Annotated in this window: 29 protein-coding genes and 2 pseudogenes; 12 read left to right on the plus strand and 19 right to left on the minus strand. The window is 62.9% G+C overall.

What is annotated here, in order from left to right; all coding sequences use genetic code 11:
- Positions 1-158 precede the first annotated feature (158 nt).
- Positions 159-599, minus strand: coding sequence for a GlcG/HbpS family heme-binding protein (locus PspCFBP13509_RS27220; RefSeq protein WP_137212955.1), 441 nt, complete (start codon positions 597-599; stop codon positions 159-161).
- Positions 600-855: 256 nt separating this feature from the next.
- Here PspCFBP13509_RS27220 and gcl point away from each other — a divergent pair, with 256 nt between their 5' ends.
- The 8 genes and pseudogenes from gcl to PspCFBP13509_RS27260 all read left to right on the plus strand — a co-directional run bounded on the left by gcl (position 856) and on the right by PspCFBP13509_RS27260 (position 8,965).
- Positions 856-2,631 (plus strand): glyoxylate carboligase, encoded by a 1,776-nt coding sequence (gene gcl, locus PspCFBP13509_RS27225; RefSeq protein WP_137212956.1) that lies wholly within the window; start codon positions 856-858, stop codon positions 2,629-2,631.
- 10 nt (positions 2,632-2,641) lie between these two features.
- Entirely contained in the window at positions 2,642-3,424 is a 783-nt protein-coding gene (gene hyi / locus PspCFBP13509_RS27230; protein ID WP_065924478.1) for a hydroxypyruvate isomerase, read from the plus strand.
- 152 nt (positions 3,425-3,576) lie between these two features.
- Positions 3,577-4,467, plus strand: coding sequence for a 2-hydroxy-3-oxopropionate reductase (locus PspCFBP13509_RS27235; protein ID WP_065947268.1), 891 nt, complete (start codon positions 3,577-3,579; stop codon positions 4,465-4,467).
- A gap of 55 nt (positions 4,468-4,522) precedes the next feature.
- Entirely contained in the window at positions 4,523-5,803 is a 1,281-nt protein-coding gene (locus tag PspCFBP13509_RS27240; protein ID WP_065924476.1) for a glycerate kinase type-2 family protein, read from the plus strand.
- Positions 5,793-5,990 (plus strand): annotated as a pseudogene (locus PspCFBP13509_RS32000) (pyruvate kinase); the annotation flags it as partial. The gene PspCFBP13509_RS27240 and the pseudogene PspCFBP13509_RS32000, both read left to right, overlap by 11 nt.
- A 142-nt stretch (positions 5,991-6,132) precedes the next feature.
- Positions 6,133-7,008: an urea transporter gene (locus PspCFBP13509_RS27250; RefSeq protein WP_137212957.1), complete on the plus strand. Its 876-nt coding sequence runs from the start codon at positions 6,133-6,135 to the stop codon at positions 7,006-7,008.
- A gap of 31 nt (positions 7,009-7,039) precedes the next feature.
- Positions 7,040-7,864, plus strand: coding sequence for an ion transporter (locus PspCFBP13509_RS27255; protein WP_065924473.1), 825 nt, complete (start codon positions 7,040-7,042; stop codon positions 7,862-7,864).
- Between the two features lie 96 nt (positions 7,865-7,960).
- The gene (locus tag PspCFBP13509_RS27260) at positions 7,961-8,965 is read left to right on the plus strand and encodes a sulfate ABC transporter substrate-binding protein (RefSeq protein ID WP_065947265.1); all 1,005 of its coding nucleotides are present in this window, start codon (positions 7,961-7,963) and stop codon (positions 8,963-8,965) included.
- Between the two features lie 55 nt (positions 8,966-9,020).
- Here the strand turns inward: PspCFBP13509_RS27260 and PspCFBP13509_RS27265 are convergent, their stop codons facing one another.
- A complete protein-coding gene (locus tag PspCFBP13509_RS27265; protein ID WP_065924471.1) occupies positions 9,021-9,635 on the minus strand; it encodes a DUF5666 domain-containing protein in 615 nt (204 codons plus the stop codon).
- Between the two features lie 141 nt (positions 9,636-9,776).
- Here PspCFBP13509_RS27265 and PspCFBP13509_RS27270 point away from each other — a divergent pair, with 141 nt between their 5' ends.
- On the plus strand, positions 9,777-10,973 hold the full coding sequence (locus PspCFBP13509_RS27270; protein ID WP_137212958.1) for an MFS transporter: 1,197 nt from the start codon (positions 9,777-9,779) through the stop codon (positions 10,971-10,973).
- On the opposite strand, the gene PspCFBP13509_RS27275 is transcribed toward PspCFBP13509_RS27270, so the two are convergent.
- The 15 genes and pseudogenes from PspCFBP13509_RS27275 to ccmA all read right to left on the minus strand — a co-directional run bounded on the left by PspCFBP13509_RS27275 (position 10,970) and on the right by ccmA (position 22,211).
- The gene (locus PspCFBP13509_RS27275; RefSeq protein ID WP_065924469.1) at positions 10,970-11,374 is read right to left on the minus strand and encodes a type II toxin-antitoxin system HicB family antitoxin; all 405 of its coding nucleotides are present in this window, start codon (positions 11,372-11,374) and stop codon (positions 10,970-10,972) included. The genes PspCFBP13509_RS27270 and PspCFBP13509_RS27275 overlap by 4 nt on opposite strands.
- 11 nt (positions 11,375-11,385) lie before the next feature.
- Entirely contained in the window at positions 11,386-11,574 is a 189-nt protein-coding gene (locus PspCFBP13509_RS27280; protein ID WP_065924468.1) for a type II toxin-antitoxin system HicA family toxin, read from the minus strand.
- Positions 11,575-11,816: 242 nt separating this feature from the next.
- On the minus strand, positions 11,817-13,313 hold the full coding sequence (locus PspCFBP13509_RS27285; protein WP_137212959.1) for a M10 family metallopeptidase C-terminal domain-containing protein: 1,497 nt from the start codon (positions 13,311-13,313) through the stop codon (positions 11,817-11,819).
- A gap of 364 nt (positions 13,314-13,677) precedes the next feature.
- Complete coding sequence (gene phnN / locus PspCFBP13509_RS27290; protein WP_065924466.1) at positions 13,678-14,250, minus strand: phosphonate metabolism protein/1,5-bisphosphokinase (PRPP-forming) PhnN; 573 nt, start codon at positions 14,248-14,250, stop codon at positions 13,678-13,680.
- Positions 14,250-14,354 (minus strand): annotated as a pseudogene (locus PspCFBP13509_RS32305) (PhnM protein); the annotation flags it as partial. The gene phnN and the pseudogene PspCFBP13509_RS32305, both read right to left, overlap by 1 nt.
- A gap of 499 nt (positions 14,355-14,853) precedes the next feature.
- Complete coding sequence (locus PspCFBP13509_RS27300; RefSeq protein ID WP_074844687.1) at positions 14,854-15,249, minus strand: hypothetical protein; 396 nt, start codon at positions 15,247-15,249, stop codon at positions 14,854-14,856.
- Between the two features lie 16 nt (positions 15,250-15,265).
- Positions 15,266-16,456 carry a c-type cytochrome biogenesis protein CcmI gene (gene ccmI / locus PspCFBP13509_RS27305; RefSeq protein WP_137212961.1) on the minus strand — a complete coding sequence of 397 codons (1,191 nt, stop codon included), beginning with the start codon at positions 16,454-16,456 and terminating at the stop codon, positions 15,266-15,268.
- Positions 16,449-16,922, minus strand: a complete 474-nt coding sequence (locus PspCFBP13509_RS27310) for a cytochrome c-type biogenesis protein (protein ID WP_065924463.1) — start codon at positions 16,920-16,922, stop codon at positions 16,449-16,451. The genes ccmI and PspCFBP13509_RS27310 overlap by 8 nt, the downstream gene beginning before the upstream one ends.
- Positions 16,919-17,455 carry a DsbE family thiol:disulfide interchange protein gene (locus tag PspCFBP13509_RS27315; protein ID WP_010211784.1) on the minus strand — a complete coding sequence of 179 codons (537 nt, stop codon included), beginning with the start codon at positions 17,453-17,455 and terminating at the stop codon, positions 16,919-16,921. Before PspCFBP13509_RS27315 ends, PspCFBP13509_RS27310 begins: the two co-directional genes overlap by 4 nt.
- Positions 17,452-19,440 carry a heme lyase CcmF/NrfE family subunit gene (locus PspCFBP13509_RS27320; RefSeq protein ID WP_074844683.1) on the minus strand — a complete coding sequence of 663 codons (1,989 nt, stop codon included), beginning with the start codon at positions 19,438-19,440 and terminating at the stop codon, positions 17,452-17,454. The genes PspCFBP13509_RS27315 and PspCFBP13509_RS27320 overlap by 4 nt, the downstream gene beginning before the upstream one ends.
- A 3-nt stretch (positions 19,441-19,443) precedes the next feature.
- Entirely contained in the window at positions 19,444-19,899 is a 456-nt protein-coding gene (gene ccmE / locus PspCFBP13509_RS27325) for a cytochrome c maturation protein CcmE (RefSeq protein ID WP_027607026.1), read from the minus strand.
- Entirely contained in the window at positions 19,896-20,072 is a 177-nt protein-coding gene (ccmD, locus tag PspCFBP13509_RS27330; RefSeq protein WP_065924460.1) for a heme exporter protein CcmD, read from the minus strand. The genes ccmE and ccmD overlap by 4 nt, the downstream gene beginning before the upstream one ends.
- The gene (locus PspCFBP13509_RS27335) at positions 20,069-20,824 is read right to left on the minus strand and encodes a heme ABC transporter permease (RefSeq protein WP_065924459.1); all 756 of its coding nucleotides are present in this window, start codon (positions 20,822-20,824) and stop codon (positions 20,069-20,071) included. Before PspCFBP13509_RS27335 ends, ccmD begins: the two co-directional genes overlap by 4 nt.
- 86 nt (positions 20,825-20,910) lie before the next feature.
- Entirely contained in the window at positions 20,911-21,579 is a 669-nt protein-coding gene (gene ccmB, locus PspCFBP13509_RS27340) for a heme exporter protein CcmB (protein ID WP_065924458.1), read from the minus strand.
- Positions 21,576-22,211 carry a cytochrome c biogenesis heme-transporting ATPase CcmA gene (gene ccmA, locus PspCFBP13509_RS27345; RefSeq protein WP_137212962.1) on the minus strand — a complete coding sequence of 212 codons (636 nt, stop codon included), beginning with the start codon at positions 22,209-22,211 and terminating at the stop codon, positions 21,576-21,578. The genes ccmB and ccmA overlap by 4 nt, the downstream gene beginning before the upstream one ends.
- 199 nt (positions 22,212-22,410) lie before the next feature.
- Between ccmA and fliK the strand changes: the two genes are divergently transcribed.
- Together fliK and PspCFBP13509_RS27355 are read left to right on the plus strand one after the other, a co-directional pair.
- Positions 22,411-23,988 (plus strand): flagellar hook-length control protein FliK, encoded by a 1,578-nt coding sequence (gene fliK, locus PspCFBP13509_RS27350; protein WP_074845171.1) that lies wholly within the window; start codon positions 22,411-22,413, stop codon positions 23,986-23,988.
- A complete protein-coding gene (locus tag PspCFBP13509_RS27355; RefSeq protein ID WP_027607021.1) occupies positions 23,985-24,314 on the plus strand; it encodes an EscU/YscU/HrcU family type III secretion system export apparatus switch protein in 330 nt (109 codons plus the stop codon). Before fliK ends, PspCFBP13509_RS27355 begins: the two co-directional genes overlap by 4 nt.
- A gap of 220 nt (positions 24,315-24,534) precedes the next feature.
- Here PspCFBP13509_RS27355 and PspCFBP13509_RS27360 read toward each other — a convergent pair whose 3' ends face one another.
- Both PspCFBP13509_RS27360 and moaB read right to left on the minus strand, forming a co-directional pair.
- Entirely contained in the window at positions 24,535-25,761 is a 1,227-nt protein-coding gene (locus PspCFBP13509_RS27360) for a molybdopterin molybdotransferase MoeA (RefSeq protein ID WP_137212963.1), read from the minus strand.
- Complete coding sequence (gene moaB, locus PspCFBP13509_RS27365; protein WP_027607019.1) at positions 25,745-26,284, minus strand: molybdenum cofactor biosynthesis protein B; 540 nt, start codon at positions 26,282-26,284, stop codon at positions 25,745-25,747. Before moaB ends, PspCFBP13509_RS27360 begins: the two co-directional genes overlap by 17 nt.
- A 76-nt stretch (positions 26,285-26,360) precedes the next feature.
- Between moaB and mobA the strand changes: the two genes are divergently transcribed.
- Positions 26,361-26,963, plus strand: coding sequence for a molybdenum cofactor guanylyltransferase MobA (gene mobA / locus PspCFBP13509_RS27370; RefSeq protein WP_137212964.1), 603 nt, complete (start codon positions 26,361-26,363; stop codon positions 26,961-26,963).
- Positions 26,964-26,989 lie beyond the last annotated feature (26 nt).

Consider the following 26,989-nt stretch of genomic DNA (forward strand, 5'->3'; position numbering starts at 1 on the left):
GCGTAGCAGCTGTCGAGCCTTGGCGAGGCTGCGTTTGCGGCGCGTCTGACACACCGCCGACGCAGCCTCGCCAAGGCTCGACAGCTGCTACGCAGGGGGCTCGGCTCAAGATGTGTAGATACCTATGCCCCGATGAGGCCCTGATAGTCACTCAATGCTTAAGCTGACACCCCCGCATCCGCCCTCAACCCCAGCCCCTCGATCGCCGTGATCGCACACTGCTCATCAATATCCGACGTATCCCCGCTGATCCCGATCGCCCCCAGTACCGCCCCCGCCTGATCCCGAATCAACACCCCACCCGGCGCCGGCACCACGCTGCCCTGCCCCAGGCTGTTCAACGCTGCGATAAACGCCGGCCGTTGCTGTGCGTCCAGCGCCAGCAAGCGCGAGCCCTTGCCCAGCGCAATCGCACCCCAGGCCTTGCCGATGGCGATCTGCGGGCGCAGCAGGCTGGCGCCGTCTTCGCGCTGCAGAGTGATCAAGTGGCCGCCGCAGTCGAGGACCGCAACGGTCAGCGGTGCGGCTGAGATCGTGCGCCCTGCGCTGAGGGCCTGGCCGGCCAGGTGGGTGGCAATCTTCAAGGTTAAAGCGCTCATGGTGCCGTCCTTCTTTTGTTATTGGGAAAGCGGTGGAAGTCTGTTTGATCAGATGCTCGACCAAACAAATAGAACACAATGACATTTATTTTTGTATACAATATTTTCAAACAAAGACTCCATACGTCGAAAAAAGCCGTTCCGACGAACGCAAAGACCAATCAATAAAATGGATTGACCTGCGCAGCCCGCCGTGAATACACTTTGGACAGACACCACTTGTATACAATTACAAAACGCAAGAGGCACCAAAATCATGAGCAAAATGAGAGCAATCGAAGCCGCCGTCCTCGTCATGCGCCGTGAAGGCGTGGACACCGCCTTCGGTATCCCAGGCGCTGCGATCAACCCGCTGTACTCAGCCTTGCAGAAGGTGGGTGGCATCGATCACGTCCTTGCTCGCCACGTTGAAGGCGCCTCGCACATGGCCGAGGGTTACACCCGCACCAAGGCCGGCAATATCGGCGTGTGCATCGGCACCTCGGGCCCGGCGGGCACCGACATGGTCACCGGCCTCTACAGCGCCTCGGCCGACTCGATCCCGATCCTGTGCATCACCGGCCAGGCGCCACGGGCCCGCATGCACAAGGAAGACTTCCAGGCCGTGGACATCACCAGCATCGTCAAGCCGGTGACCAAGTGGGCGACCACCGTCCTCGAGCCGGGCCAAGTGCCGTACGCGTTCCAGAAAGCTTTCTATGAAATGCGCTCCGGCCGCCCTGGCCCGGTGCTGATCGACCTGCCGTTCGATGTGCAGATGGCCGAGATCGAATTCGACATCGACGCCTACCAGCCGCTGCCACTGGCCAAGCCACTGGCCACGCGCATCCAGGTCGAAAAGGCCCTGGCCCTGCTGGATCAGGCGGAACGCCCGTTGCTGGTGAGCGGCGGTGGCGTGATCAACGCCGATGCCAGCGAGCTGCTGGTGGAGTTCGTCGAACTGACCGGCATCCCGGTGATCCCGACGCTGATGGGCTGGGGCACCATTCCCGACGATCACCCCCAGATGGTCGGCATGGTCGGCCTGCAGACGTCCCACCGCTACGGCAACGCAACGCTGCTCAAGTCCGACGTGGTGCTGGGGATCGGTAACCGTTGGGCCAACCGCCACACCGGTTCAGTGGAGGTATACACCGAAGGGCGTAAATTCATTCACGTCGACATCGAACCAACCCAGATTGGTCGCGTATTCACCCCGGACCTGGGCATCGTGTCCGACGCCGGCTCCGCGCTGACGATGTTCATTGAAGTGGCCCGCGAGTGGAAAGCCGCCGGCAAGCTCAAGGACCGCAGTGCCTGGCTGCATGACTGCCAGCAGCGCAAGGCGACCCTGCAGCGCAAGACTCACTTCGACAACGTGCCGGTCAAGCCGCAACGGGTGTACGAAGAGATGAACCAGGTGTTCGGCAAAGACACCTGCTACGTCAGCACCATCGGCCTGTCGCAGATTGCCGGCGCGCAGTTCCTGCATGTGTACAAGCCCCGCCACTGGATCAACTGCGGCCAGGCCGGCCCGTTGGGCTGGACCATTCCGGCGGCGCTGGGCGTGGTCAAGGCCGACCCGAGCCGCAAGGTGGTGGCGCTGTCCGGCGACTATGACTTCCAGTTCATGATCGAAGAGCTGGCGGTGGGCGCACAGTTCAAGCTGCCGTACATCCATGTAGTGGTGAACAACTCCTACCTGGGGCTGATCCGCCAGGCCCAGCGCGGGTTTGAAATGGACTACTGCGTGCAGTTGTCTTTCGACAACCTCAACGCTCCCGAGCTGAACGGCTATGGCGTCGACCACGTCGCAGTTGCCGAAGGCCTGGGTTGCAAGGCCCTGCGCGTGTTCGAACCGGGACAGATCGCGCCGGCGTTGCGCAAGGCCGAACAAATGATCGAGGAGTTCAAGGTACCGGTGATCGTCGAGATCATTCTGGAGCGCGTGACCAATATTTCCATGGGCACCGAAATCAACGCCGTCAACGAATTCGAAGACCTGGCCCTGGTCGGCAACGATGCACCGACTGCCATTTCCCTGCTCGATTAAGGAGAACCCTATGCCGCGCTTTGCCGCCAACCTGTCCATGCTGTTTACCGAGCAGGACTTTCTCGCTCGCTTCAAAGCCGCTGCCGATGCCGGTTTCCAGGGTGTCGAGTACCTGTTCCCCTACGAATTCAGCTCGGCTGACATCAAGGCCCAGCTCGACGCCCACGGCCTGACCCAGGTGCTGTTCAACCTGCCGGCCGGTGACTGGGCCAAGGGCGAACGCGGCCTGGCGTGCCACCCGGACCGGGTCGAGGAATTCCGTGCTGGGGTCACGCTGGCCATCGCCTACGCCCAGGTGCTGGGCAATACCCAGATCAACTGCCTGGCGGGGATTCGGCCCCAGGGTGTGGATGATGAAACCGTGGAAAAGACCTTTGTCGCCAACCTCAAGTACGCCGCCGACAAGCTGCAGGCGGCGGGCATCAAGCTGGTGATGGAAGCGATCAACACCCGCGACATTCCGGGTTTCTACCTCAACAACACTGCACAGGCCCTGTCGATTCGCGAACAGGTGGGCAGTGACAACCTGTTCCTGCAGTACGACATCTACCACATGCAAATCATGGAAGGCGACCTGGCCCGGACCATGGCGGCGCACCTGGAGGAGATCAATCACATCCAGCTGGCGGACAACCCTGGGCGCAATGAGCCGGGAACCGGGGAGATCAACTACCGCTTCCTGTTCGAACATCTGGACCGCATCGGGTACGCGGGTTGGGTCGGCTGTGAATACAAGCCGCTGACCACCACCGAAGCGGGTTTGGGCTGGCTTAAAGCCCACAACGCCATCTAACCGACACCACACAAAACCTTGTGGGAGGGGGCTTGCTGTGGTGAGGGGGGCTTTACCACTGACCCCATGGGGCTGCTACGCAGCCAGCGCGGGACAAGCCCGCTCACCACAGCAAGCCCAGCGCCCACAGAGAATAAAAAGAGGACTTCATCATGGCTAAAATCGGATTTATCGGCACCGGCATCATGGGCCAGCCCATGGCCACGAACCTGCAGAAAGCCGGTCATCAACTGTTTCTTTCCGAACACCACGGCAAGGCGCCGGCCGAGCTGATCAGCGCCGGCGCCGTGGCCCTGGCCACCCCGCAGCAAGTGGCCCAGGAAGCCGAGTTCATTATCGTCATGGTCCCCGACACGCCGCAGGTCGACGACGTGCTGTTCCGTGCCGACGGTGTGGCGGCGGGCCTGTCGCCGAACAAGGTGGTGATCGACATGAGTTCGATATCTCCCACGGCCACCAAGGCGTTTGCGGCGAAGATCAACGAGCACGGCGCGCAGTACCTCGACGCCCCGGTGTCCGGCGGTGAAGTCGGCGCCAAGGCCGGGACCTTGAGCATCATGGTCGGTGGCGAACCACAGGCCTTCGAACGCGCCCTGCCGCTGTTCCAGAGCATGGGCAAGAACATCACCCTGGTGGGCGGCAATGGCGATGGCCAGACCGCCAAAGTGGCCAACCAGATCATCGTCGCGCTGAATATCCAGGCGGTGGCCGAAGCGCTGCTGTTCGCCGCCAGGAACGGCGCCGACCCGGCCAAGGTGCGTGAAGCGCTGATGGGCGGCTTTGCCTCGTCGAAGATCCTCGAAGTGCATGGCGAACGCATGATCAAGGGCACCTTCGATCCGGGTTTCCGCATCAACCTGCACCAGAAGGACCTGAACCTGGCCCTGGCCGGTGCCAGGGAACTGGGGATCAACCTGCCGAACACCGCCGGCACCCAGCAGGTGTTCAGCACCTGCGCGGCGCTTGGTGGCGGGAATTGGGACCACTCGGCGCTGATCAAGGGATTGGAGCATATGGCGAACTTCTCGATTCGCGATAAGTAACCCCCCTTTGAAAGGGCTGCACCTCTAATAACAAAAATCCCCCGGGAGCCCGCTTATGTCGGTCGATCCGCAACACCTGCTTCGCGAGCTGTTTGCCACAGCCATCGACGCCGCCCACCCCCGGCACGTCCTCGAACCCTGCCTGCCCGCCGACCGCAGCGGCCGCGTGATCGTGATCGGCGCCGGCAAGGCGGCCGCCGCCATGGCGCTGGTCGTCGAGAATTGCTGGCAAGGCGAAGTCTCGGGCCTGGTGGTGACCCGCTACGGCCACGGCGCCCCTTGCCAGAAAATCGAAGTGGTCGAAGCCGCCCACCCGGTGCCCGATGCCGCCGGCCTGGCGGTGGCCAAGCGCGTGCTGGAATTGATCAGCAACCTGGGCGAAGACGACCGGGTGATCTTCCTGCTCTCCGGCGGCGGCTCGGCACTCCTGGCACTGCCTGCCGAAGGCATCAGCCTGGCCGACAAGCAGGCCATCAACAAAGCCCTGCTCAAATCCGGCGCCACCATTGGCGAGATGAATTGCGTACGCAAGCACCTCTCGGCAATCAAGGGCGGTCGGCTGGCAAAGGCGGCCTGGCCGGCCACGGTCTACACCTACGCGATTTCCGATGTGCCGGGCGACCAGGCCACGGTCATCGCCTCCGGCCCCACGGTCGGCGACCCCAGCACTTCGCAACAGGCCCTGGCGATCCTCAAGCGCTATGGCATCGACGCACCGGCCGCCGTGCGCAGCTGGTTGCAGAATCCAGCCTCGGAAACCGTCAAGCCCGGCGACCCGGTACTCGCCCGCAGCCACTTCCAACTGATCGCGCGCCCGCAACAATCCCTGGAAGCGGTGGCGGTGAAAGCGCGCCAGGCCGGTTTCAGCCCACTGATCCTCGGCGACCTGGAAGGCGAGGCGCGGGACGTGGCCAAAGTGCACGCCGGCATCGCGCGGCAAATCGTGCAGCACGGCCAGCCGCTGGCGGCGCCGTGCGTGATCCTTTCCGGCGGTGAAACCACCGTCACCGTGCGCGGCAACGGCCGTGGCGGGCGCAACGCCGAATTCCTGTTGAGCCTGACCGACAGCCTCAAAGGCCTGCCGGGCGTGTACGCCCTGGCCGGCGACACCGACGGCATCGACGGCTCGGAAGACAACGCCGGCGCAATCATGACCCCGTGCAGCTATGCGCGCGCCGAAGCTCTGGGCCTGTCGGCCAGCGACGAGCTGGATAACAACAACGGTTATGGCTACTTCGCCGCCCTCGACGGCTTGATCGTTACCGAGCCGACCCGCACCAATGTCAATGACGTGCGCGCCATCCTGATCCTTGAGACTGCCCGCCATGACGCCTGACAAGAAGGTCAAGATCCTCGCCACCCTGGGCCCGGCCACCGACGGTATCGACGACATCCGCGAGCTGGTGCAAGCCGGGGTGAATATCTTCCGCCTCAACTTCAGCCACGGTGAGCATGCCGATCACGCCCGGCGTTACCACTGGATTCGCCAGGTGGATGAAGTGTGTTCCACGGCGCTGGAGATTGCCCAGGCCCAGGGCATGGCGCAGCGCGGGCAGACGGGGTCGACCAACTCCTTGCGTATAGAGACGCTGATCTAGCGCCTGTAGAGGCCCCATCGGGGGCAAGCCCCCGATGGGAACAACTCGGTCTCACTGAATACCCATCATGCACACCCCAACCTGCCCCGACTGGGCCGAAGCCCTGCTCAACGGCTTCAGCCAGATCTTCCTGCAACGCCATCCGTTGTGCGGCCTGCTGTGCCTGTTGGCGATCCTGATCGGCGCCCCGGCCTTGCTCGGCGGTGCGCTGCTGGGTGGGGTCGCCGGGTTGCTCACGGCCCAGCGTCGCGACTATCCCAAGGCCGGGCGCCAGGCTGGACTCTATAGCTACAACGGCGTGCTGCTTGGTTTGCTGATCAGCCAGCATTTCGCCTGGTCGGCCTTGTTGCCACCGCTGATCCTCGCGTGCGGCGGCTTGAGCGCGATTCTCACGCGGCAGTGGCTGAAACACGCCAGTCGGCCGCACGACCTGCCCGCCTACACCGCGCCCTTTGTCGGCCTGGGCTGGCTGCTGCTGGGCAGCGTCCCACACAGTGCCTTCGCCCTCGGCGAGCCCGATACCCTGGCGGTGCTCAGCGCGCCGTTCACCGGCCTCGCGCAAATCATGCTGCTGGACCAGCCGCTGGCGGGCGCGCTGATTGCCCTCGGCCTGTGGCTGGCGAACCGGCGTGCCGCGGTCTGGGCCGTGATCGGCGCCAGCAGCGGCGTAATGATCGCCTTGCTGCTGGACGACACCAGCGCCGCCCTCCTCGGCCTGCACAGCTACAACCCGGCTCTCGCGGCCCTGGCGCTGAGCCAGGCACGGCGCCAACCCTGGCTGCCGCTGCTCGGCATCCTGCTGGCGATCCTTCTCACACCGGGCTTTGCTGCCCTGCATCTGCCGGCACTCACCGCGCCGTTTGTCCTTGCCTGCTGGCTGGTACTCGCCGGCGCCCGAATACTCAGGAAACCCTGCATGGACAGCCCCTTCGAATCCCCCTAGGCTTGCTCGATATTCGATTCAGGCGGGCTTTATGGACAGCAACAACGACTGGCGTCAGCGGCTCTACGTCATGGTTTTTCAAAGCGACACCGTCGCCGGGCGGCGCTTTGACGGCATCCTGCTGTTGATCATCCTCGCCAGCCTGGTGATCGTGATGCTCGACAGCATCGACCAGGTCCACCAGAACTACGCCGATGTGCTGGCCTACATTGAATGGGGCTTCACCCTGATCTTCCTGATCGAGTACGGGTTGCGCCTGTACTGCTCGCCCAAGCCGTTGCGCTACGCCTTCAGCTTTTACGGGCTGGTGGATCTGCTCGCCATCGTGCCCGGCATCCTTGCGCTGTACTACAGCGACGCGCAGTACCTGCTGATCATCCGCATCATCCGGATGCTGCGGATTTTCCGCGTGCTCAAGCTCAGCCCGTACCTCAAGCAGGCCAACTACCTGATGGCGGCGCTGCGCGGCAGCAAGCAGAAGATCGTGGTGTTCCTGGTGAGCGTGTGCACCCTGGTCACGGTGTTCGGTACCTTGATGTATGTGATCGAAGGCCCGGAGCACGGCTTCACCAGTATCCCCAAGGGCATCTATTGGGCGATCGTGACGCTGACCACCGTGGGCTTTGGCGATATCGTGCCCAAGACGCCGTTGGGCCAGGTGATTTCGTCGCTGGTGATGATCACCGGTTACTCGATCATCGCCGTGCCCACGGGGATTTTTACTGCCGAGCTGGCCAGTGCCATGCGCGGTGAGCAACTGCAACACGACTGCCCGGTGTGCAGGAAAAACAGCCACGAGCCCAACGCGGCGTTCTGTTCGCGCTGCGGCAGCAATCTTTTTAAGAAAGTGGAATAAGCAAAGTTCTTTTTAATCTTTAAGCGACTAAGTGCCCCCGGCTATAGTCGCTGGCAATGTGCCTCCCCTCTTCTCCCGAACAACAAGGAATGAGCAGTGAAAAAACTCGTAAGCGCCTCTCTCCTGGCCGCCGGCCTTGCCCTGGCGGGCGCCGTCCAGGCCGCCCCGGTCACTCTGCTCAACGTCTCCTACGACGTGATGCGCGATTTCTACAAGGACTACAACGCCGCCTTCCAGAAGCACTGGGAGGCCGAGCACCCGAACGACAAGCTGACCCTGCAGATGTCCTTCGGCGGTTCCAGCAAACAAGCGCGCTCGGTGATCGACGGCCTGCCGGCTGACGTGATTACCATGAACATGGCCACCGACATCAACGCTCTGGTCGACAACGGCAAACTGGTGCCGGACGACTGGGTCACCCGCCTGCCGAACAACAGCGCGCCGTTTACCTCGGCCACCGTGTTCATCGTGCGCAAGGGCAACCCGAAAGCCCTGAAAGACTGGCCTGACCTGTTGAAAGATGGCGTGCAGGTGATCGTGCCCAACCCGAAAACCTCGGGTAACGGCCGCTACACCTACCTGTCGGCCTGGGGTTATGTGCTCAAGAACGGCGGCGATGAAGACAAGGCCAAGGCCTTTGTCGGCAAGCTGTTCAAACAGGCGCCCGTGCTGGACACCGGTGGCCGCGCCGCCACCACCACGTTCATGACCAACCAGATCGGCGACGTGCTGGTGACCTTCGAGAACGAAGCGGAAATGATCGCGCGTGAATTCGGCCGTGACCAGTTCGAAGTGATCTACCCAAGCGTCTCCGCCGAAGCCGAGCCGCCGGTGTCGGTGGTGGATAAAGTGGTCGAGAAGAAAGGCACCCGCGTGGCGGCTGAAGACTACCTGAAGTACCTGTGGTCGCCGCAAGGCCAGGAAATCGCCGCCAACAACTACCTGCGCCCGCGTGACCCGAAGGTGCTGGCCAAGTACACCGACCGCTTCCCGAAAGTCGACTTCCTGTCGGTGGAGAAGACCTTTGGTGACTGGCGCACCGTGCAGAAAACCCACTTCAATGATGGTGGGGTTTTCGACCAGATCTACTCCGGTCAGTAACTGACAAATGTGGGAGGAGGCTCGCCCCTCCCACATTTAGATCTGGGTTTTGCAGCTACATCGGCGGTGTCACGCCATCCTTGCCGGCTGAGATGGCTTGGGCCGTGATTTTCCCATCCGCCCCCTGCGCGGCAAACAACACCACCTTCACCCCCGGCTTGAGCAAGCTGCGGTCCCCCGGTTCCAGGTTGACGATCGGCACATCCTCCGGCACCACGATCTTCTGTTCGCCGCCTTTGTATTTCACGGTCAACGTCCGCCCTTTGCTGACCACCAGGTCGCCGACGGTGCCGTTGGTCATGCTGCTGCCTTCCTTCAGGTCAAACGCCCGATGCCCGTCCCCCGTGCCAGCCATGGCTGGCGGGAACACATGCACTTCCAGCGCCGTGAGAGTACCGTCGGCGTTGGGCATGGCGGCAGAGCCGATGTAGCTGCCGGGTTTTATTTCGTCGATCCTGGCCAGGGTAACGGCGCGCACCTGGGTATCCTTGGTCAGGTGCACGGTGACGTCTTCACCGCTGTTGACCTTGACCTGCATCGCATCCCCGTCCATCGCGGTGATTGCCCCGCGTACGCCTACGCGCGGGGCATCGGCGGCATTGGCCAGGCCCAGGGCCATTGCAGCAGCGAGGCTTGAAGCCAGGAGTATCTTGTTGAACGTGATTTTCATGGCGCTGGATTTCCTGTTTCAGCAGTTGTTTCTGAATGTATCATCACCCGGCATAAGTGATATCACCACAAACGGCCTACTCGCCGTTGAGCCTTGTCTTTACTCTCGCTCGCCATCTACCTTCGCTTTTATGAGAACACCATGAATGCTACCCCACACGCTACGAGCACCATGACCCGCGCAATGGTGATGCTGTTTGCGTTTTGCTGCGGCGCCATCGTCGCCAACATCTACTACGCCCAGCCGATCATCGAACTGATCGCCCCCGACATCGGCCTCACCCCCGCGATGGCCAGCCTGATTGTGTCCCTGACGCAGATCGGCTATGCCCTCGGCCTGTTTTTCCTGGTCCCCCTGGGCGACCTGCTGGAAAACCGCAAGCTGATGATCATGACGACCGTGGTGGCGATTGCCAGCCTGTTGGGCGCGGCCTTTACCGAACAACCGAACCTGTTCCTGCTGGTGTCGTTGCTGATCGGCTTCAGTTCGGTGTCGGTACAGATCCTGATCCCCCTGGCCGCACACCTGGCGCCTGCCGAGTCTCGGGGCCGGGTGGTCGGCAGCATCATGGGTGGCCTGCTGCTGGGCATCCTGCTGGCGCGGCCAGTGTCCAGCGTCGTGGCTGACCATTTTGGCTGGCGCGCGATGTTCATGGCCGCCGCCGCGTTAATGGCGTTTATCAGCGTGGTGCTGATGCTGACCATCCCCAAGCGCCAGCCTGACCACAGCGCCAGCTACGGCCAATTGCTACGTTCTTTGGGCACCCTGCTGCGTGAACAACCGCTGCTGCGCCAACGCGCGTTTTACCAAGGTTGCATGTTCGCCACGTTCAGCTTGTTCTGGACCGCCGCCCCGCTGGAGCTGGTGCGCAACCACGGCCTGAGCCAGACCCAGATCGCGATCTTCGCCCTGGTCGGTGCCATCGGCGCCATTGCCGCCCCCATCGCCGGGCGCCTGGCCGATGCCGGCCACACCCACCGCGCGTCGCTGCTGGCCATGGTCTTTGCGGTGTTGAGCTTCCTGCCGGCCTTCGTGCACCCGCTGTACAGCGTCATCGGCCTGGCGGTGACCGGCGTGGTCCTGGACTTCTGCGTGCAGATGAACATGGTCCTCGGCCAACGCGCCATCTACGCCCTCGACGCCAACAGCCGCAGCCGTTTGAACGCGCTGTACATGACCAGCATCTTCATCGGCGGTGCCTTCGGCTCGGCGATTGCCAGCAGCGTGTACGAACACGCTGGCTGGCTGGGTGTGATGCTGGTGGGCAGTGCGTTCCCACTGGTGGCGTTGTTGCGGTTCCTCAGTGCGTCGCGGCAAACGGCTGTCGCCACCGCCTAGGAACGCACCAACTTCTCCAAAGCCGCATCCGCCAGAAATGACGAGCGGCTTTTGACCTTGTGCTCGCGCACATACCGGTCGATTCGCTGGATGACATAGCCGGGCAAGGTCACATTGACCTTCTCGGTCTTGCCCAGATACGGCGAGATGTCCAGTTCCAGCATGCCCCAGCCCATCCCGGCGTAATCTTCGTGGGTGTGATGATCGGCCACCGACGTTGGCATCGGAATCACCCCGCCCTCTGCGGCGATCTCCTGCAGCAGGATGTGCGCGACTTCTACCGCGGCGTTGTAGGCCTCTTCGAAACTGTCCCCGGCGGTGACTGCGCCTGGAATATCGGGGATCTGGATTCCGGTGGCGGTGAAGTCATCGCCCCATTCGATACAGATTGGGTATTGCATGAATGCTCTCCTTAAAACTGAAACAGCCCGGCACGTTTCCTGATGCTTCTGATGGTGCCCAGCGGCAGATCCTTCTTCGGATGCGGCACCGGGATCGTGTACGGGTTATAGCGGTGGGTAAAAATAGGATGACTGCCCGTGACCCGATCCAGCACCCAACCCGCCTCTTGCAGCTCCTTGATCAATAGCCTGCTTTGCACACCAGCCTCCTTGGCTCGGCCCAAATAAAAGTAACCCTAGAGTTATCTTTACTCAAGCACAAAATAGGTCAGGCTGACTGATGGTTGTTTTGCGCGATGTTGAAAACCGCCAACCGAGTGACATGCCATGGGCATTCCCCACAGGCTTGTCTGTGCGTTGCAAGGGCCAAGGCGCTGGCGTTTGCCGACCATGGCAGGCGCTGATCAAGGCTTGAGCCTGTCAGCGCCTCGTCATGGCAGTGTTATCTGCGGGCATCCGACGGCTGGACGATGTTTTGTATCCACTGCAACAAGGCTGAGAACGCCTTGATCATTACCTCGCGTAACGCTGCAAGCGGGTCCGTGCTGCTATCCGGCGGGGGCGCCGGCGGCGGCGCAGGGGCCGGTGTGGGGACAACCTTCGGTGCGGGTTTAACCTCCGGCTTTTGCCCCTGCCACTGCACATCGCCGGGTTTGATCTGGCCAATGCTCTTGACCACCAGGTCGGCGCTGCCGCTCCCCTTCAGATCTATCTCCAGGCTTGAACGCCCGGTGGCCGCGTCGTGCCTGAGCAATGCCTCGCCGGCGCGACCAGAGAATCGATCAGTGAACGTCAGGGCACCGACGCGCGCCTCTTTCAATGCACCCGAGACGTCAATCTTGTCCGTCCCGCTGGTAAAGTCCTCGATCAGGTCAGGCTGCTGCGGTGTGGAGTCGCTGGCCTTGTCGTAGTCAAAAATATCCGCCCCGCCGCCGCCCCGCAGCCTGTCTGCACCCAAGCCGCCCTTGAGCCGATTGTCCGCCTCATTCCCCGTCAAGACATCACGTCCGGCCCCACCGATGGCGTTTTCAACCACGCAGCCCTTGGCGATGGAAACATTGCCCTTCAAGCCGCCCACATCGGAAAACGACTCGGCGTTCAAATTGATGTTCTGGTTCTGGGAAAACCCGGAACAATCCAGGGTGTCGTTACCGCCCCCATCCCATATGCAAAAGATAGCTTTATCCCTGGCACTGGTGAGGGTCATGGCGTCGCGGCCGGTATTGGAATTGAAACCGTAGGTGGTGTCGGTGTTGCGGGTTTTGTGATTGGCCCCATAGAGCCGCTGAACGGCTGCGATGTCATCCATCATCGGGGCAGAGGGATTCGAATACCGAAAATCATGGCCGGCCTGGTTCGTCTCCGACCAGTAGCTCATCACACTGCGTGCCTTTGTATCGCCGGCATACCTGGCACCATTGTTGTAATCAGCACCGCCGCCATTGTAGTCACCCGGATGCTGCAGGCCGATGGCGTGGCCGATTTCATGCACGGTAGTGACTGAAAAGTGACTGCCCTGCGCCGGCGAACTACTTTCTCGCAGTGTGCCGACCGTGGCCGTGGTGGTGGTAATGCCGCGCGAGGGTGAGCTGGCGACGCCACGGTCACCGCGCGGGTTGTTTTTGATGTGGACCGTGCCGTCGGCGCCGGCTGCCCGTTCCTTGAAACTGATGTTGGCCACGTCCTCCCAATATTGCACCGCCTGGCGCACTCGGCGTTGCTGCGCGACGCTGAACGTCGGGTCTACGGTATAGGAGAGGTCGATCCGCTTGTCGCCATTACGGTCGTGGAAATGCAGATTATTGCGGGTGATGTACTTTCCGGCCTGTTCCGTCGTGAAGGTTGGTTTGCGACCGGCGCCCACACCATAGGGGCCAGGATCGGAAGGCGGCAGGTTTTCAAGTGAGAAGTTGAGCCGAGAACGTTCAGAGCAAATCATGGGCAGTGCGCTCCCTATAGTAAGTTAATGAGTCGAGTCAATCAGAATCGACGCAATAAACTCCCATGCAGAAAACGCTCAGGACAGCGCTGATTTAGTTCGTACTGAAACACACTAAGGCGGCGCAACATGCGCTAAGACAGGCACTAAACCACTTGCAATTTAAACAACTGAACACACACTTTCGCGCAAAAAAACTTATTGGATTTTCAGGAAAAAAACATAATCCTACAAAACCGTGCTGATTTGACTACACCAAATCCGGCCTCACCCAGATACATGCACTTAAGGTTTTCCGCCGAATTCGCTGCATGTCAGGATCTCGCCGCTTGACATGCCCCGCACGTCACCGGTGCAGGCAGGGTCAGGCCCATACGCAATGCCCCTGGTTCAGGCAACACAGCAGGCGCTCGACCGTGTGTTCCAGTGGCCCGGAGTTATCCAGCACAAACAACCCCGAGCCATTGCCGGCGATCAGTTCGGCGGTGAACCGTGCATTGCGCGCCAGACGCTCCTCGATATCCGCCTGGGCCTCACGCCCCCGCGCCACCAGGCGCTGGCGCAATACGGCTTGATCCACCGCCAGCAACAGCACCCACACATCCGGGTAGCGCTCGCGGGTCTGCGCCAGGTGCGCGCGAGAACCATTGACCAGCACGTCCTCCCCCGCTGCCAGCCATTCGTCGATGACCTTGGGGATGCCGTAGGACAACCCGTTGGCGTGCCAGCTGAGGGCAAACGCACCCTCGGCCTGCATCACGGCGAATTGCTCCGGGCTGACGCCCTGGGCCGCCTCGCCCACCGCTTCCGCCGAGCGCGTGATCACGCGGCGCACAATCCGGCAACCGCGCTCGGCCAACCGCGGGCGTGCAGCCTCCAGCAGGCTGTCCTTGCCCGAACCCGATGGCCCGATGAGATAGATCAACCTGCCCGCCATCAAAACACCCTCTTCGCTTGTCGCCAGACGTGTTGCACCACGGGAAGCCCTGCGCGACTCCTGGCTTGGGCCAGGTCGGCGCGCAGGCCAATGGCGATTTGGCCCCACACTGGAAAGTATATCCAGCAATCCCTCGGCAGCGGCCACATTACCGAAGTGCGCGCCGCCTCAATATTTTCTGGGCGTAGTGCTTACTCAACCCTGACGGGTTGGTGAGGTTTTTTGAAAGTCGCGTGTTGCGGTGATTCAGTCCGTTTCAAAGGGCGAGATAGCCGGAAGTATCTTCAATTCAAAATCTTCCAGAGCCAACATCGCCCCATTTGAAGATGATTCAAGCCGCAAGCAGGTGCTAGCGGTGGTACGGATGGTTGAGATTGCGCAGTTGTTAGGGGGTGCGGCACTGGAGCGGGAGTGTACTGTGGCTTGATGGCCGAGGAGATCTCCTGTGGGAGGGGGCTTGCTCCCGATAGCGGGAGGTCAGTCAGGCATTAATCAACTGAAAGACCGCTATCGGGGGCAAGCCCCCCTCCTACATTTGCCCTCCAGTGTCTGGAAGAATGGGTTTCACAGGCATGAAGAAGGCGACTCGAAGATCGCCTTTTGTCATTGCGCGTACTGCTTGCTCAATCCCGGCGGCACGCCTTGCACGTCGGTGTCTTCCCAGGGTCCGTTGGGGCTGATGGAGCGGCTCCAGCCGTTGCTCCAGCGGTAGTAGGTGCGCTGGCGGTAGAAGGTGTCGGGCTGGTCGTCGAGCACGTACACCTGCATCTTGCCGTCCCAGTGGCTGGCGGCGCCCGGTGGTGGGGCGAAGGTGGGCGATTTGGTCGGCAGTGGCTTCGGCGGCGGGGTCACCGGGCCAGAGGGCTTGGTGCTCGGCTGGGTCGAAGGGCCTGACGGCGGGATGGTCGGGCCGGTCGGCGCAGGCGGTGGGCGGTGGACCGCACAGGCGCTCAGGCCCAGTACCAGGCTGAGCAGGGTGATGCGTGCAAATGCGGTCATGGGCGTTTCCTCGAAATTACTTGTCCGGACTGTCGATGGTCAGCTGCTGCAGTGCAGTGGTGGTGCTGGCCAAGGGTTGGCTGCGGCCGATCCACTCGCCGGTGGTCGGTTGACCGGCCCGGGATATGCGCGCAACCAGTTGGACTTCGGGGAAGTTGGACAGTTTCAACTGCGGCATCATCGCGTCGGCATCGCCGAGTTCGACGGTGACAGGCAACTCGGCAACGGTGACGCGCTTGGCCGCCAAGGGTGCCGGCGGGCCGCTGACGGCGCGGGCGAAGATAAATACGCTGTCGGTAGGCAGGGATTTGGCCTTAACATCCGCGGACAAATCCACGCGCACTTTAAGAACCGCTCCAGGCGCCGGGGCGACGGTGCCGCCGCTCTCTTTCAACTTCTCGGCTGCGCGGTCGATGCCACCTTGCAACGCGACACGGGAACTGTCTTGCGGCGGCAACTGGGCCAGCAGACGCTTCCAGTAGTCGATTGCCTCTTGATAACGCTGGCCTTCGAACGCGGCGATACCGAGCAGGCCGAGGCTGGTGACTTCCTTCGGGTCAAGCTTCAAGGCTTCGTCGGTCAGCGCCTGGACCTTGGGCGACCACTGTTTGTTGTCGGCAAAGTACTGCGCCTGGGCCCACTGGCCGAGCAGTTCCGGCTGGCGCCCGGCCAGCGCCACGGTACGCTCGAAGACCTTGGCGGCATCGGCGGAACGATCCTGGGCCATATAGGCGCGACCGAGGAAGTACAGGCCTTCCGCCGAGTCCGGTTGGGCGGCGGCGGCGCGTTCCAGGCGCTGGGTCATGTCTTCCATGGACACCGGCGGTTGGGAAAACTCGCGGGTCAGTTCAACCTTGTCGCTGGCACCGAAATGCATATACAGGCCAAGGCCGAGCACCGGCACAAGGATGGCGGCGAGCAACGGCAGCGGCTTGCCCAGGCGCGATTCGCGGGGCTTTTCCACGCCTTCGGTGTCGGCCAGCAGCTCGCGGGCGGCTTCGGCGCGGCCGCTGTCGAGCTGCGCGGCGTCGAGCACACCTTCGTCCTGCTGCACTTGCAGCTCGGCCACACGTTCTTGGTAAAGCGCCACGTTCAGCGCGGTGCGATCCTCTTCACGCTGGGCGCGGCGGCCACGCAACACAGGGATCAACAGGAAACTCAGGGCAATCAGAAGCAGCAAGCCGGCTGCGAGCCAGAAATCAATCATCAGTCTTGGTGTCCAGCAATTGGTCGAGGCGTTTACGCTCTTCGGGGGATAGCGCGTCGGAACCATCGGTAGGCGCGGCGCGGCGACGGCGGACGATCACGGCCATCACCACCACGCCGGCCAGCAGCAGCCCGGCGGGGCCGAACCAGAGCAACGCGGTCTTGCCGGTGAGGGCCGGTTTGTAGCGCACGAAATCACCGTAGCGGTCGACCATGAAGTCGATGATCTGCTGGTTGTCCTTGCCCTCCCCCAGCATGCGGAAGATTTCCTTGCGCAGGTCGGCGGCGATGGGCGCGTTGGAGTCGGCGATGTCCTGGTTCTGGCACTTGGGGCAGCGCAGCTCCTTGGTCAGTTCGCGGAAACGCTCGCGGTCACTGTCCTTGGCGAATTCGTAAGTGTCGATGGCAGCGTGGGCCACCCCGGCCAAGCCCAGCGCCAGCACGGCAGCGGCTAACAGGCGCTTCATGGCTTGGCCTCGTCGACCAGCGCCTGATACTTGGCGGCCAGTTGCTCGCGCCACACCACTTCGTCGATCACGCCGACGTATTTGTCGCGGATCACACCCTTGGCATCGATGAAGAAGGTTTCCGGGGCGCCATACACGCCGAGGTTCAAACCAAGGTTGCCGTCTTCATCACGGATATCCAGCTGGTAGGGATTGTGGAACTCCGCCAGCCACTTCAAGGCCGCCGCGTTGTCGTCCTTGTAGTTGATGCCGTAGATCACCACGCCCTTCTCGGCCAGCTTGTTCAGCACCGGGTGCTCGACGCGGCAGGAGATGCACCAGGTGCCCCACACGTTGACCAGCGCCGGTTTGCCGAGCAGGTCGGCCTGGGTCAGGGTCTTGTCACCCTGCACGGTCGGCAGGCTGAACGCGGGGAACGGCTTGCCGATCATCGCCGAGGGCAGCTCGGCCGGGTCCAGGTACAAGCCGCGATACAGGAATACCGCCACTACCAGAAACAGGGCCAGCGGCACGACCATCAACCAACGCTTCATACCGCCGCTCCTTGCAGGCCCAGCGCTTCACGCACCCGGCTCTTGACCTTGACCCGATACCGGCGATCCAGTGCCGCGAGCAAACCACCAAAGCCGGTGAGCAAACCACCGAACCAGATCCAGCGCACGAACGGTTTCACATGCACGCGCACGGCCCAGGCGCCCTCGCCCAGGGGTTCACCCAGGGCCACGTAGAGGTCACGGGTGAAACCGGCGTCGATACCGGCTTCGGTCATCATCGAACTCTGCACGGTGTACAGGCGTTTTTCCGGGTGCAGCACGGCGATCTCTTTACCGTTACGCACTACGCGCACGGTGCCTTTGTCTGACGTGAAGTTCGGCCCTTCGAAGTGCTTGGCGCCTTCGAAGATGAACTGGTAACCGGCCAGGTCCATGGACTCGCCCGGCGCCAGGCGCAGGTCGCGCTCGGCGCTGTTCTGGCTGGAGAGCACCACGCCGAGGGCGCACACGGCGATGCCGATGTGGGCGATCTGCATGCCCCAGTAGCTGCGGGTGAGGGTCGGCAGGCCTTTGACCAGGCCTTTGTGGCGGGTCTTGTCGACGATGTCACGCACACCGGCCAGCAGTACCCAGGCGGCGAGCAGGAAGGTGGCGAGCACCGCCCAGTTGAAGTCGCCATAGGCGATACCGGCGACCACGGCCAGGGCCACGCTGCCGAGCAGCACCGGCATCAACATGCCGGCCAGCCATTTGACCGGGGTGTCCTTCCAGCGCACCAGCACACCGACCGCCATCACCCCCATCAACAGGCCCATCAACGGAATAAACAACGCGTTGAAGTACGGCGGGCCGACGGACAGCTTGGCGCCGCTCAGGGCATCCAGCACCAAGGGGTACAAGGTGCCGAGCAGGATCATCGACGCGGCCACCACCAGCACCAGGTTATTGCCCAGCAGCAGGGTTTCCCGCGACCACAGGTTGAAGCCGACCTGGCTCTTGACCACCGGTGCGCGCAGGGCGAACAGGGTGAGGGAGCCGCCGACCACAAACAGCAGGAAGATCAGGATGAACACACCGCGCTCCGGGTCGGAGGCAAACGCATGCACCGAGGTCAACACGCCCGAACGCACGAGGAAGGTGCCGAGCAGGCTGAGGGAAAATGCCGCGATGGCCAGCAACACGGTCCAGCTCTTGAACACGCCGCGTTTTTCGGTGACGGCCAGGGAGTGAATCAGTGCAGTGCCGACCAGCCATGGCATGAAGGACGCGTTTTCCACCGGGTCCCAGAACCACCAGCCGCCCCAGCCGAGTTCGTAGTAGGCCCACCACGAACCAAGGGTGATGCCGATGCCGAGGAACGCCCAGGCGACGATGGTCCACGGCCGCGACCAGCGCGCCCAGGCCGCATCAAGGCGCCCGCCGAGCAAGGCGGCGATGGCGAAGGCAAAGGCTACGGAAAAACCCACGTAGCCCATGTAGAGCATCGGCGGGTGCACGATCAGGCCGATGTCCTGCAGCAGCGGGTTGAGGTCGTGACCGTCCGCCGGGATCTGCGGCAGGATGCGGGTGAACGGGTTGGAGGTCATGATCAGGAACAGCAGGAAGCCGATGCTGATCATGCCCATCACCGCCAGCACCCGTGCGAGCATGACTTGCGGCAACTGGCGCGAGAACACCGACACCGCGAAGGTCCAGCCGCCGAGGATCAACGCCCACAGCAGCAGCGAACCTTCATGGGCGCCCCACACCGCGCTGAACTTGTAGTACCAGGGCAAGGCGCTGTTGGAGTTATTCGCTACATAGGCGACGGAAAAGTCGTCGGTCATAAAGGCGTAGGTCAGGCAGCCGAACGCGAACACCAGGAACGCACACTGGCCCCAGGCCGCCGGCTGCGCCAGGCTCATCCACAGGCGGTCACCGCGCCAGGCACCGAGCAACGGCACCACCGCCTGGACGATGGCAAAGCACAGGGCGAGGATCATCGCCAACTGGCCCAGTTCCGGAATAAACAATGCAGACGTCATCACTTAGCCCTCCTTGGCGGGGGTGGGTGCGGACTGGCCGCTGTCTTTCAAGGCCTTGGTGACTTCCGGCGGCATGTATTTCTCATCGTGCTTGGCCAGCACTTCATCGGCCACCACCACGCCGTCGGCGTTGAGCTTGCCCAGGGCGACGATGCCCTGGCCTTCGCGGAACAGGTCCGGGAGGATGCCGCGGTAGGTGATGGTCACGGCCTTGTTGAAATCGGTAACCACGAAGGTGACGTCGAGGGAGTCGCCGGAACGCTTCAGCGAGCCCTTCTCCACCATGCCGCCGGCACGGATGCGCGTGTCCAGCGGCGCTTCGCCGTTGGCGATCTGGGTCGGGGTGTAGAACAGGTTGATGTTCTCCCGCAGGGCGCTCATCGCAAGGCCCACGGCAATACTGACGCCGGCCAGGATGGCAAGGATGATCAACAGACGCTTTCTACGCAGCGGATTCACTTTTCGGTCTCCCGGCGCAGACGACGCGCCTCTTGTTGCAGGTAACGCTTGCGGGCCAGGATCGGCGCGACGACGTTGAGGGCCAGCACGGCCAGGCAGATGCCATAGGCCGTCCAGACATACAGGCCGTGGTGGCCCATGGCGAGAAAATCACTGAAAGAAGCAAAACTCATCCGCGCGCTCCCAGGCAGCTTTGCACTTCGGCCTTGACCCAGCTGGCGCGGGCTTCACGCTTGAGCACTTCGAGGCGCATGCGCATCAGCAGCACGGCGCCGAAGAAGCAGTAGAACCCCAGCACCATCAGCAGCAACGGTGCCCACATTTCCACGGGCATTGCCGGTTTTTCGGTGAGGGTGAAGGTGGCGCCCTGGTGCAGGGTGTTCCACCACTCCACCGAGTACTTGATGATCGGGATGTTGATCACGCCGACAATCGCCAGCACCGCGCAGGCCTTGGCGGCGCTGTCACGATTGCTGATCGCGTTGCCCAGGGCAATAAGACCGAAGTACAGGAACAGCAGGATCAGCATCGACGTTAGTCGCGCATCCCACACCCACCACGAGCCCCAGGTGGGTTTGCCCCAGATCGCACCGGTGACCAGCGCCACGGCGGTCATCCACGCCCCGATGGGCGCGGCGCATTGCAGGGCGACGTCCGCGAGTTTCATCTTCCACACCAGGCCGACGACGCCGCACACCGCCAGCATCACGTAGCAGGACTGGGCCAGCATCGCGGCAGGCACGTGGATGTAGATGATGCGAAAGCTGTTGCCTTGCTGGTAGTCCGGCGGTGCAAAGGCCAGGCCCCAGACCAGGCCGATGCCGATCAGCAACACGGCGGCGATGCTGAACCAGGGCAGCAGTCTGCCACTGATGCCGTAGAACCATTTGGGCGAGCCGAGCTTGTGAAACCAGGTCCAGTTCATTGCTGTTTCCATCACGGTTGCTTCTTGTCTTGGCAAGAAGCGTAGGGTCTTTACTGACTATGCGTATACCGCCCAGTCAGACCTCATTATTCACCGACGCTGATCTTCAGGCCGGCGGCTATAGCAAAGGGTGTCAGGGTTACCGCCAGGGCGGTCAGGCTGCCAAGCCACAGGAGGTAACCGGTCGCCGGCATGCCCATGAGCGCGGCTTGCAACGCGCCGCTGCCCAGGATCAGTACCGGGATGTACAAAGGCAGAATCAACAGGGCCAGTAACAGGCCACCCCGTTTCAAGCCGACGGTCAACGCGGCACCCACCGCCCCCAACAGGCTGAGTACCGGGGTGCCGAGCAGCAGGCTCAGCAGCAGGATCGGCAGGCATTCGCCGGGCAATCCGAGCATCATCGCCAGCAGTGGCGAGAGCAAGACTAGCGCCAGGCCGGAAAAAGCCCAGTGTGCCAGTACCTTGGCCAGGACCAGAAGTGGCAGGGGGTGCGACGAAAGGACCCACTGCTCGAGGGAACCGTCTTCGAAATCACTGCGAAACAGCCCGTCCAGCGAGAGCAGGACGGACAAAAGCGCCGCGACCCACACCAGTCCCGGCGACAAGGTTTGCAACAGTTTAGTCTCCGGGCCGACCGCCAACGGGAACAATGCGATCACGATGGCAAAGAACACCAGCGGGTTGGCCAGTTCGGCCGGGCGACGGCACAGCAACCGCGCTTCGCGGGCGACCAACAGGGCAAACACACTCATACCGACCACCGCCCCAGGTCGAGGTCGCGGTAACCGACGGGCATGCGCGCCAGGGTGTGGTGGGTGGTGAGCACCACCTGGCCGCCCTGCTCGCAGTGCTGCGCCAGGTGCTGTTCCAATTGGGTGACGCCTTGTTTGTCGAGGGCGGTGAAGGGTTCGTCGAGAATCCACAGCGGCGGGCCAGGCAGGTACAGGCGCGCCAGGGCCACGCGGCGCTGCTGGCCGGCGGACAGGGTGTGGCAGGGCACGTCTTCGAACCCCTTGAGGCCGACGGCGGCCAGGGCCTGCCAGATGGCGTCGCGGGTCGCGGGATGATGCAGGGCGCTGAGCCAGCTGAGGTTTTCTTCGGCGGTGAGCACGTCCTTGATGCCGGCGGCGTGGCCGATCCAGATCAGGTTGCGTGCCAGTTCGGTGCGTTGTTCGTTGAGCGGCCTGCCGTTCAGTCGGACTTCACCGACAGTGGGCTGCATCAAGCCGGCCAGCAGGCGCAGCAAACTGGTCTTGCCGCTGCCGTTGGGGCCGCTGATCTGCACCATGTCGCCGCCCGCCACCCGCAGGTCGAGGTGCTCGAACAGCAGGCGCAGGTCGCGTTCACAGGAGAGCGCTACGGCTTCAAGAAGAGGGCTGGTCAAGAGATCGCGGGCCTTTACGGTTCAAGTCGGCGGTGCAGCGGCCGTTATAGAAAGAAGCACAATAACGGCTTTGGCGACCGATTTTAGAGAGCTGGATCAAATAGTTGTGAGGTTTTTACCGCTCTCTTTGCAGACGCGCGGCATTATACATGCGATGCCCTACGCTAAAGAGGGCTATTTCCCAGAGACGATGCGCACGATGACCGGCGAGATCAACCTTCCTACGCTTCCTCCCACCCCGGCAACCGGGCAAAGCCCTGCGCCTGCGCCCGGGGCGCTGCTGAAACTGCTGGAGCCGCAGATCGGGCTGATCGACCCGGGCAAAACCGTGAATGCCGAGGTGCTCGCCCTGAAACAAGGCGGCGAGGCGTTTCAGCTGTTGCTCAAGCTGACCCTTGAAGGCGGCCGCCAGACGCTGGTGCAAGCCAGCAGCCCACAACCCTTGCCGTTGGGCAGCAATGTGGCTGTGAGCCAGACGCCCGCAGGCAACCTGGCCATCAGCCTGCAACAAGCCCTGAGCGCCAACGTTGCCGCCCTCACCCGTATCGATACGGCCAGGATGCCGGAAGGCACCCTGCTGCAGGCCAAGGTGCTGACCACCCAGGCCCTGCCCCAAGGCACCGCGCAGCCGGCGATCTACCGTTCGTTGGTGACCGTACTCAATAGCGCCCTGGCCGGCGCGACCCTGACACTGGAAAGCCCGCAACCGTTGCGCGTGGGCAGCTTGCTCAGCGCCGTGGTGCAGAACGCGCAAACCCTGAATTTTGTGCCGTTGAGCGGGCTCAAGGATCAACTGGCCGTCACCCAGCAATTGTCGACCCAGCAAAGTCGCCAGGGCTCCCTGGATGCGGTGTTCAAGGCGTTGCAAAATCTGCCCCGCGGCGACAGCACCTCCGCCGACCTGCGCGCCGCCGCCGACCGTTTGCTGGCGGCCTTGCCCGACCTGGCACAGGTGAGCAACCCCAAGGTGCTGGCCCAGGTGATCCAGAACAGCGGCGCCTTTCTTGAAGCCAAGTTACTCGCCGGGCAAAACCCGCAGGTGCCACCGCTGGATATGAAGGGCGCGCTGCTGCGCCTGGTCGCCGACCTGCTGCCTGCCTTGCCCGCCAGCACCAACCTGAATGCCATTCTTGCCGCCAACACCCTGGCCCAGGTGCTGCCCAACTTCGTGCGCAGCCCGTTGGGCACCCTCGGCCAGGTCGGCGCGCGGCAAGCACCGGTCAGCTTCCCACTGCCGGAGCGGCTGATGGCAAAACTGGAGGGCGAAGGCGACCTGGAAAACCTGCTGCGCCTGGCCGCCGGGGCCATTTCCCGCTTGCAGAGCCACCAGCTGTCGAGCCTGGAGCAAACCGGCACCACCGCCGATGGCCGCCTGCAAACCACCTGGCAGTTGGAGATCCCCATGCGCACCCTGCAGGACATCGTGCCGTTGCAGGTCAAGTTCCAGCGCGAAGAGCCGGCGCCGGACAAGGACCAGCCCGAACGCAAGGATTCCAAGGAGCCCAAACAGATGCTCTGGCGCGTCGAACTGGCCTTCGACATGGAGCCCCTGGGGCCGTTGCAGGTCCAGGCGCAGCTGACTCAGGGCAAGCTGTCCAGCCAACTGTGGGCAACCCGACCTTTCACTGCCAGCCTGATCGAAAGCCATTTGGGCAGCCTGCGCGAGCGCCTGGTGTCGTCAGGGCTGAATGTCGGCGACCTGGACTGCCACCTCGGCACCCCGCCACGCGGGCCGAAAACCGGACTGGAACAACGCTGGGTGGATGAAACCGCATGAACAACGCCAACCCGCCGCGCCAGGCGATTGCCCTCAAGTACGACGGCCAGCAAGCGCCGACCCTGACCGCCAAGGGCGACGATGCCCTGGCCGAAGCCATCCTCAAGTTGGCACGGGAAAATGAAGTGCCGATCTATGAAAATGCCGAGCTGGTGAAACTGCTGGCACGCATGGAACTGGGCGACAGTATCCCGGAGGAGTTGTACCGCACCATCGCCGAGATCATTGCGTTTGCCTGGACGTTGAAGGGCAAGTTCCCGGTGGGCTATGACCCGGATGCGCGGCCGGTGGAGCGGGATGTCACGGAGCGTGGCGACGATTACTGAATAGCCACAGGCATATACAGGTTCAAATGTGGGAGGGGGCTTGCCCTAAGGCTTTTTGTAGGAGCGAGCTTGCTCGCGAAAAACTCACAGGCGCCGCGTTCATTCAGGAAGAACGCGTTATCGTTGACGTTTTTCGCGAGCAAGCTCGCTCCTACAGGAGGCGATGTACGCTTAACTGACTGGCATCAGGGCAAGCCCCCTTCCACATTTGGATTGGGGGTCAATTCAAGACTTCACTCAGAGGGATGAAATTGACTCGATCGCCGATGTCCAGCGTCGTCCCTTCCAACACCTCCACAAACCCCTCCGCCCACGCCGCGCTGCGCAGCACGCCGGAGCTCTGGTTGCGGTAGATGATCGCCTTGCCCTGTTCGATGCGCCCGCGCAGATACTCGCGGCGGTTGCCCGGCTTGGGCCAGGTGAACCCCACCGGCACGTCGAAACGCAGCGGTTCCACGTCCGCCACACCCTGGCGGCGCAGCAAGTAGGGGCGCGCCAACAGCGCAAAGGTCACCAGGGTCGAGGCCGGATTGCCCGGCAGGCCGATCACCGGCACGCCACGGAAATGACCAAAAGTCAGGGGTTTGCCCGGCTTGATCGCCAGCTTCCATAACGCCAGCTCACCCTCTTCGCGCAGGGCAATACCAAGGAAATCCGCCTCGCCCACCGACACACCGCCCGTGGACAAAATCAGATCAACCGCCCTCAAGCCTGCCAGGCGCGAACGGGTCTGCTCCAGGTCGTCCGGCAGGATGCCTGCGTCGATGACTTCGCAACCCATGCGCTCAAGCCAGGAACACAACACGCGGCGATTGCTGTTGTAGATCTGGCCCGGACCGAGGGGCAAACCGGGCTCGATCAGTTCATCGCCGGTGGACAACACCGCGACACGCGGGCGGCGGATCACGTCCAGCCGATCACGGCCAAGGGAAGCCGCCAGGCCCAGCTCGATCGGGCCCAGGCGCGTACCGGCCGTGAGCACCCGCTCGCCGACGGTGGTTTCCTGGCCTTGGGGGCGGATGTTCTGGTTGGGCTGCAACGGTTCGCTGAAGCTCACGCGCTCATCGGCGTGGACCACGGCGTTTTCCTGCATTTCCACGCAGTCCGCGCCTTCCGGTACCGGCGCCCCGGTGAAGATGCGCGCACAGGTGCCGGCCGCCAGCGGCTGCGGCGCCTGGCCAGCGAAAATACGCTGGCTGACGGGCAAGGGTTCACCGGTCCAATCCGCCAGGCGCACGGCGTAACCGTCCATGGCGCTGTTGGGCCAGGGCGGCAGGTCGAGGGTGGAGACCAGATCCTGGGCCAATACACGGCCGTCGCACTCGGCCAGGGGCAGCACGTGCTGCTCGCGGATCGGCGCGGCTTCGGCCATCGCCAGCAGCTGTTGCAGGGCGTGTTCTACCGGCATCAGGGCGCCGGTCTTGCCGGGCTTACCCACGGGATTCACAGGGTTCGGCCAGCTTCAGGTGCGGCACGAAGTTGCAGGGGCGATGACGGTTATCCAGTTGTTCGGCGAGGATGCCATCCCAACCGGTGCGCACGGCATTGGTGGAGCCCGGCAGGCAGCACACCAGGGTGCCGTTGGCCAGGCCGGCCAGGGCGCGGGATTGCACGGTGGAGGTGCCGATGTCGGCCACGGAGATCTGGCGGAACAGTTCGCCAAAGCCGTCGACCTGTTTGTCGAGCAGGCAGCCGACCGCTTCGGGGGTGCTGTCGCGGCCGGTGAAGCCGGTGCCGCCGGTGATCAACACCACTTGCACCACGTCTTCGGCAATCCAGTGGGCGACCTGGGCGCGGATCTTGTAGAGGTCGTCCTTGAGCAGCACGCGCTCGGCCAGGTGGTGGCCGGCGGCGGTGAGGCGGTCGACGAAGACCTGGCCCGAGGTGTCGGTGTCCAGGGTGCGGGTGTCGCTGACGGTCAATACCGCGATATTCAGGGGTACGAAGGGTGCATCGGCCTTGGCTTTCATGGCACGGTCCGGTTGTCGAAGGAACGGCCCGATGTTATATCACAGGCCCCTGTTCAGCTGCCTGCGCGGAACCCACATGCCACTCGACTCAATCCCCCTGCCCTGTTCGATCCTGCTGTTGGCCGGTGGCCGCGGCCAGCGCATGGGCGGCCAGGACAAAGGCCTGCTGGATTGGCACGGCCTGCCCTTGATCGCACACGTGCAGCGCCTGGTACGGCCACTGACCGATGACCTGATCATCTCGTGCAACCGCAACCAGGCGCAGTACGCCGCCTATGCCGACCAGTTGGTAAGCGACGACAGCCCGGATTTTCCCGGGCCGCTGGCAGGTATCCGCGCAGGACTGGCCGCCGCGCGCCATGGGCACCTGCTGATCCTGCCGTGCGATGTGCCCCATATCGACGCTCGACTCCTCGCCGACCTGCGTGAAACCGCACAACGCCATCCCTTGTTGCCGGTGATGGTGCGCCACGGTGAATTCTGGGAACCCTTGATCTGCATCCTCCCCATCGGCCTGCGAACCGAGGTAGAACAGGCCTGGCATGCCGGTGAACGCAGCCCGCGAAAGATCCTCCTGCAATTGGGCGGCGTGGGCGTGGAATGCCCAACCGATGACCCGCGCCTGGCCAACCTGAATACACCAGAGCTGTTGCGCCCAAGGTCTGACGTGTCAGAATGAACCTTCGCACAAGGAACTTTGGCGAC

It is taken from the genome of Pseudomonas sp. CFBP13509 (genome assembly GCF_005233485.1).
In the GTDB taxonomy this organism is placed as follows: domain Bacteria; phylum Pseudomonadota; class Gammaproteobacteria; order Pseudomonadales; family Pseudomonadaceae; genus Aquipseudomonas; species Aquipseudomonas marginalis.

What these genes read in the sequence shown, in the direction of transcription:
- PspCFBP13509_RS27220 (WP_137212955.1), bottom strand. Translation starts at nt 599, where the DNA reads ATGAGCGCTTTAACCTTGAAGATTGCCACCCACCTGGCCGGCCAGGCC.
- PspCFBP13509_RS27270 (WP_137212958.1), top strand. Translation starts at nt 9,777, where the DNA reads ATGAATGCTACCCCACACGCTACGAGCACCATGACCCGCGCAATGGTG.
- PspCFBP13509_RS27255 (WP_065924473.1), top strand. Translation starts at nt 7,040, where the DNA reads ATGGACAGCAACAACGACTGGCGTCAGCGGCTCTACGTCATGGTTTTT.
- PspCFBP13509_RS27235 (WP_065947268.1), top strand. Translation starts at nt 3,577, where the DNA reads ATGGCTAAAATCGGATTTATCGGCACCGGCATCATGGGCCAGCCCATG.
- PspCFBP13509_RS27250 (WP_137212957.1), top strand. Translation starts at nt 6,133, where the DNA reads ATGCACACCCCAACCTGCCCCGACTGGGCCGAAGCCCTGCTCAACGGC.
- ccmI (WP_137212961.1), bottom strand. Translation starts at nt 16,456, where the DNA reads ATGATTGATTTCTGGCTCGCAGCCGGCTTGCTGCTTCTGATTGCCCTG.
- gcl (WP_137212956.1), top strand. Translation starts at nt 856, where the DNA reads ATGAGCAAAATGAGAGCAATCGAAGCCGCCGTCCTCGTCATGCGCCGT.
- PspCFBP13509_RS27275 (WP_065924469.1), bottom strand. Translation starts at nt 11,374, where the DNA reads ATGCAATACCCAATCTGTATCGAATGGGGCGATGACTTCACCGCCACC.
- fliK (WP_074845171.1), top strand. Translation starts at nt 22,411, where the DNA reads ATGACCGGCGAGATCAACCTTCCTACGCTTCCTCCCACCCCGGCAACC.
- PspCFBP13509_RS27300 (WP_074844687.1), bottom strand. Translation starts at nt 15,249, where the DNA reads ATGACCGCATTTGCACGCATCACCCTGCTCAGCCTGGTACTGGGCCTG.
- PspCFBP13509_RS27265 (WP_065924471.1), bottom strand. Translation starts at nt 9,635, where the DNA reads ATGAAAATCACGTTCAACAAGATACTCCTGGCTTCAAGCCTCGCTGCT.
- phnN (WP_065924466.1), bottom strand. Translation starts at nt 14,250, where the DNA reads ATGGCGGGCAGGTTGATCTATCTCATCGGGCCATCGGGTTCGGGCAAG.
- PspCFBP13509_RS27310 (WP_065924463.1), bottom strand. Translation starts at nt 16,922, where the DNA reads ATGAAGCGCCTGTTAGCCGCTGCCGTGCTGGCGCTGGGCTTGGCCGGG.
- ccmB (WP_065924458.1), bottom strand. Translation starts at nt 21,579, where the DNA reads ATGAGTGTGTTTGCCCTGTTGGTCGCCCGCGAAGCGCGGTTGCTGTGC.
- hyi (WP_065924478.1), top strand. Translation starts at nt 2,642, where the DNA reads ATGCCGCGCTTTGCCGCCAACCTGTCCATGCTGTTTACCGAGCAGGAC.
- mobA (WP_137212964.1), top strand. Translation starts at nt 26,361, where the DNA reads ATGCCACTCGACTCAATCCCCCTGCCCTGTTCGATCCTGCTGTTGGCC.
- PspCFBP13509_RS27335 (WP_065924459.1), bottom strand. Translation starts at nt 20,824, where the DNA reads ATGAACTGGACCTGGTTTCACAAGCTCGGCTCGCCCAAATGGTTCTAC.
- PspCFBP13509_RS27315 (WP_010211784.1), bottom strand. Translation starts at nt 17,455, where the DNA reads ATGAAGCGTTGGTTGATGGTCGTGCCGCTGGCCCTGTTTCTGGTAGTG.
- PspCFBP13509_RS27355 (WP_027607021.1), top strand. Translation starts at nt 23,985, where the DNA reads ATGAACAACGCCAACCCGCCGCGCCAGGCGATTGCCCTCAAGTACGAC.
- moaB (WP_027607019.1), bottom strand. Translation starts at nt 26,284, where the DNA reads ATGAAAGCCAAGGCCGATGCACCCTTCGTACCCCTGAATATCGCGGTA.
- PspCFBP13509_RS27285 (WP_137212959.1), bottom strand. Translation starts at nt 13,313, where the DNA reads ATGATTTGCTCTGAACGTTCTCGGCTCAACTTCTCACTTGAAAACCTG.
- PspCFBP13509_RS27320 (WP_074844683.1), bottom strand. Translation starts at nt 19,440, where the DNA reads ATGACGTCTGCATTGTTTATTCCGGAACTGGGCCAGTTGGCGATGATC.
- PspCFBP13509_RS27240 (WP_065924476.1), top strand. Translation starts at nt 4,523, where the DNA reads ATGTCGGTCGATCCGCAACACCTGCTTCGCGAGCTGTTTGCCACAGCC.
- ccmD (WP_065924460.1), bottom strand. Translation starts at nt 20,072, where the DNA reads ATGAGTTTTGCTTCTTTCAGTGATTTTCTCGCCATGGGCCACCACGGC.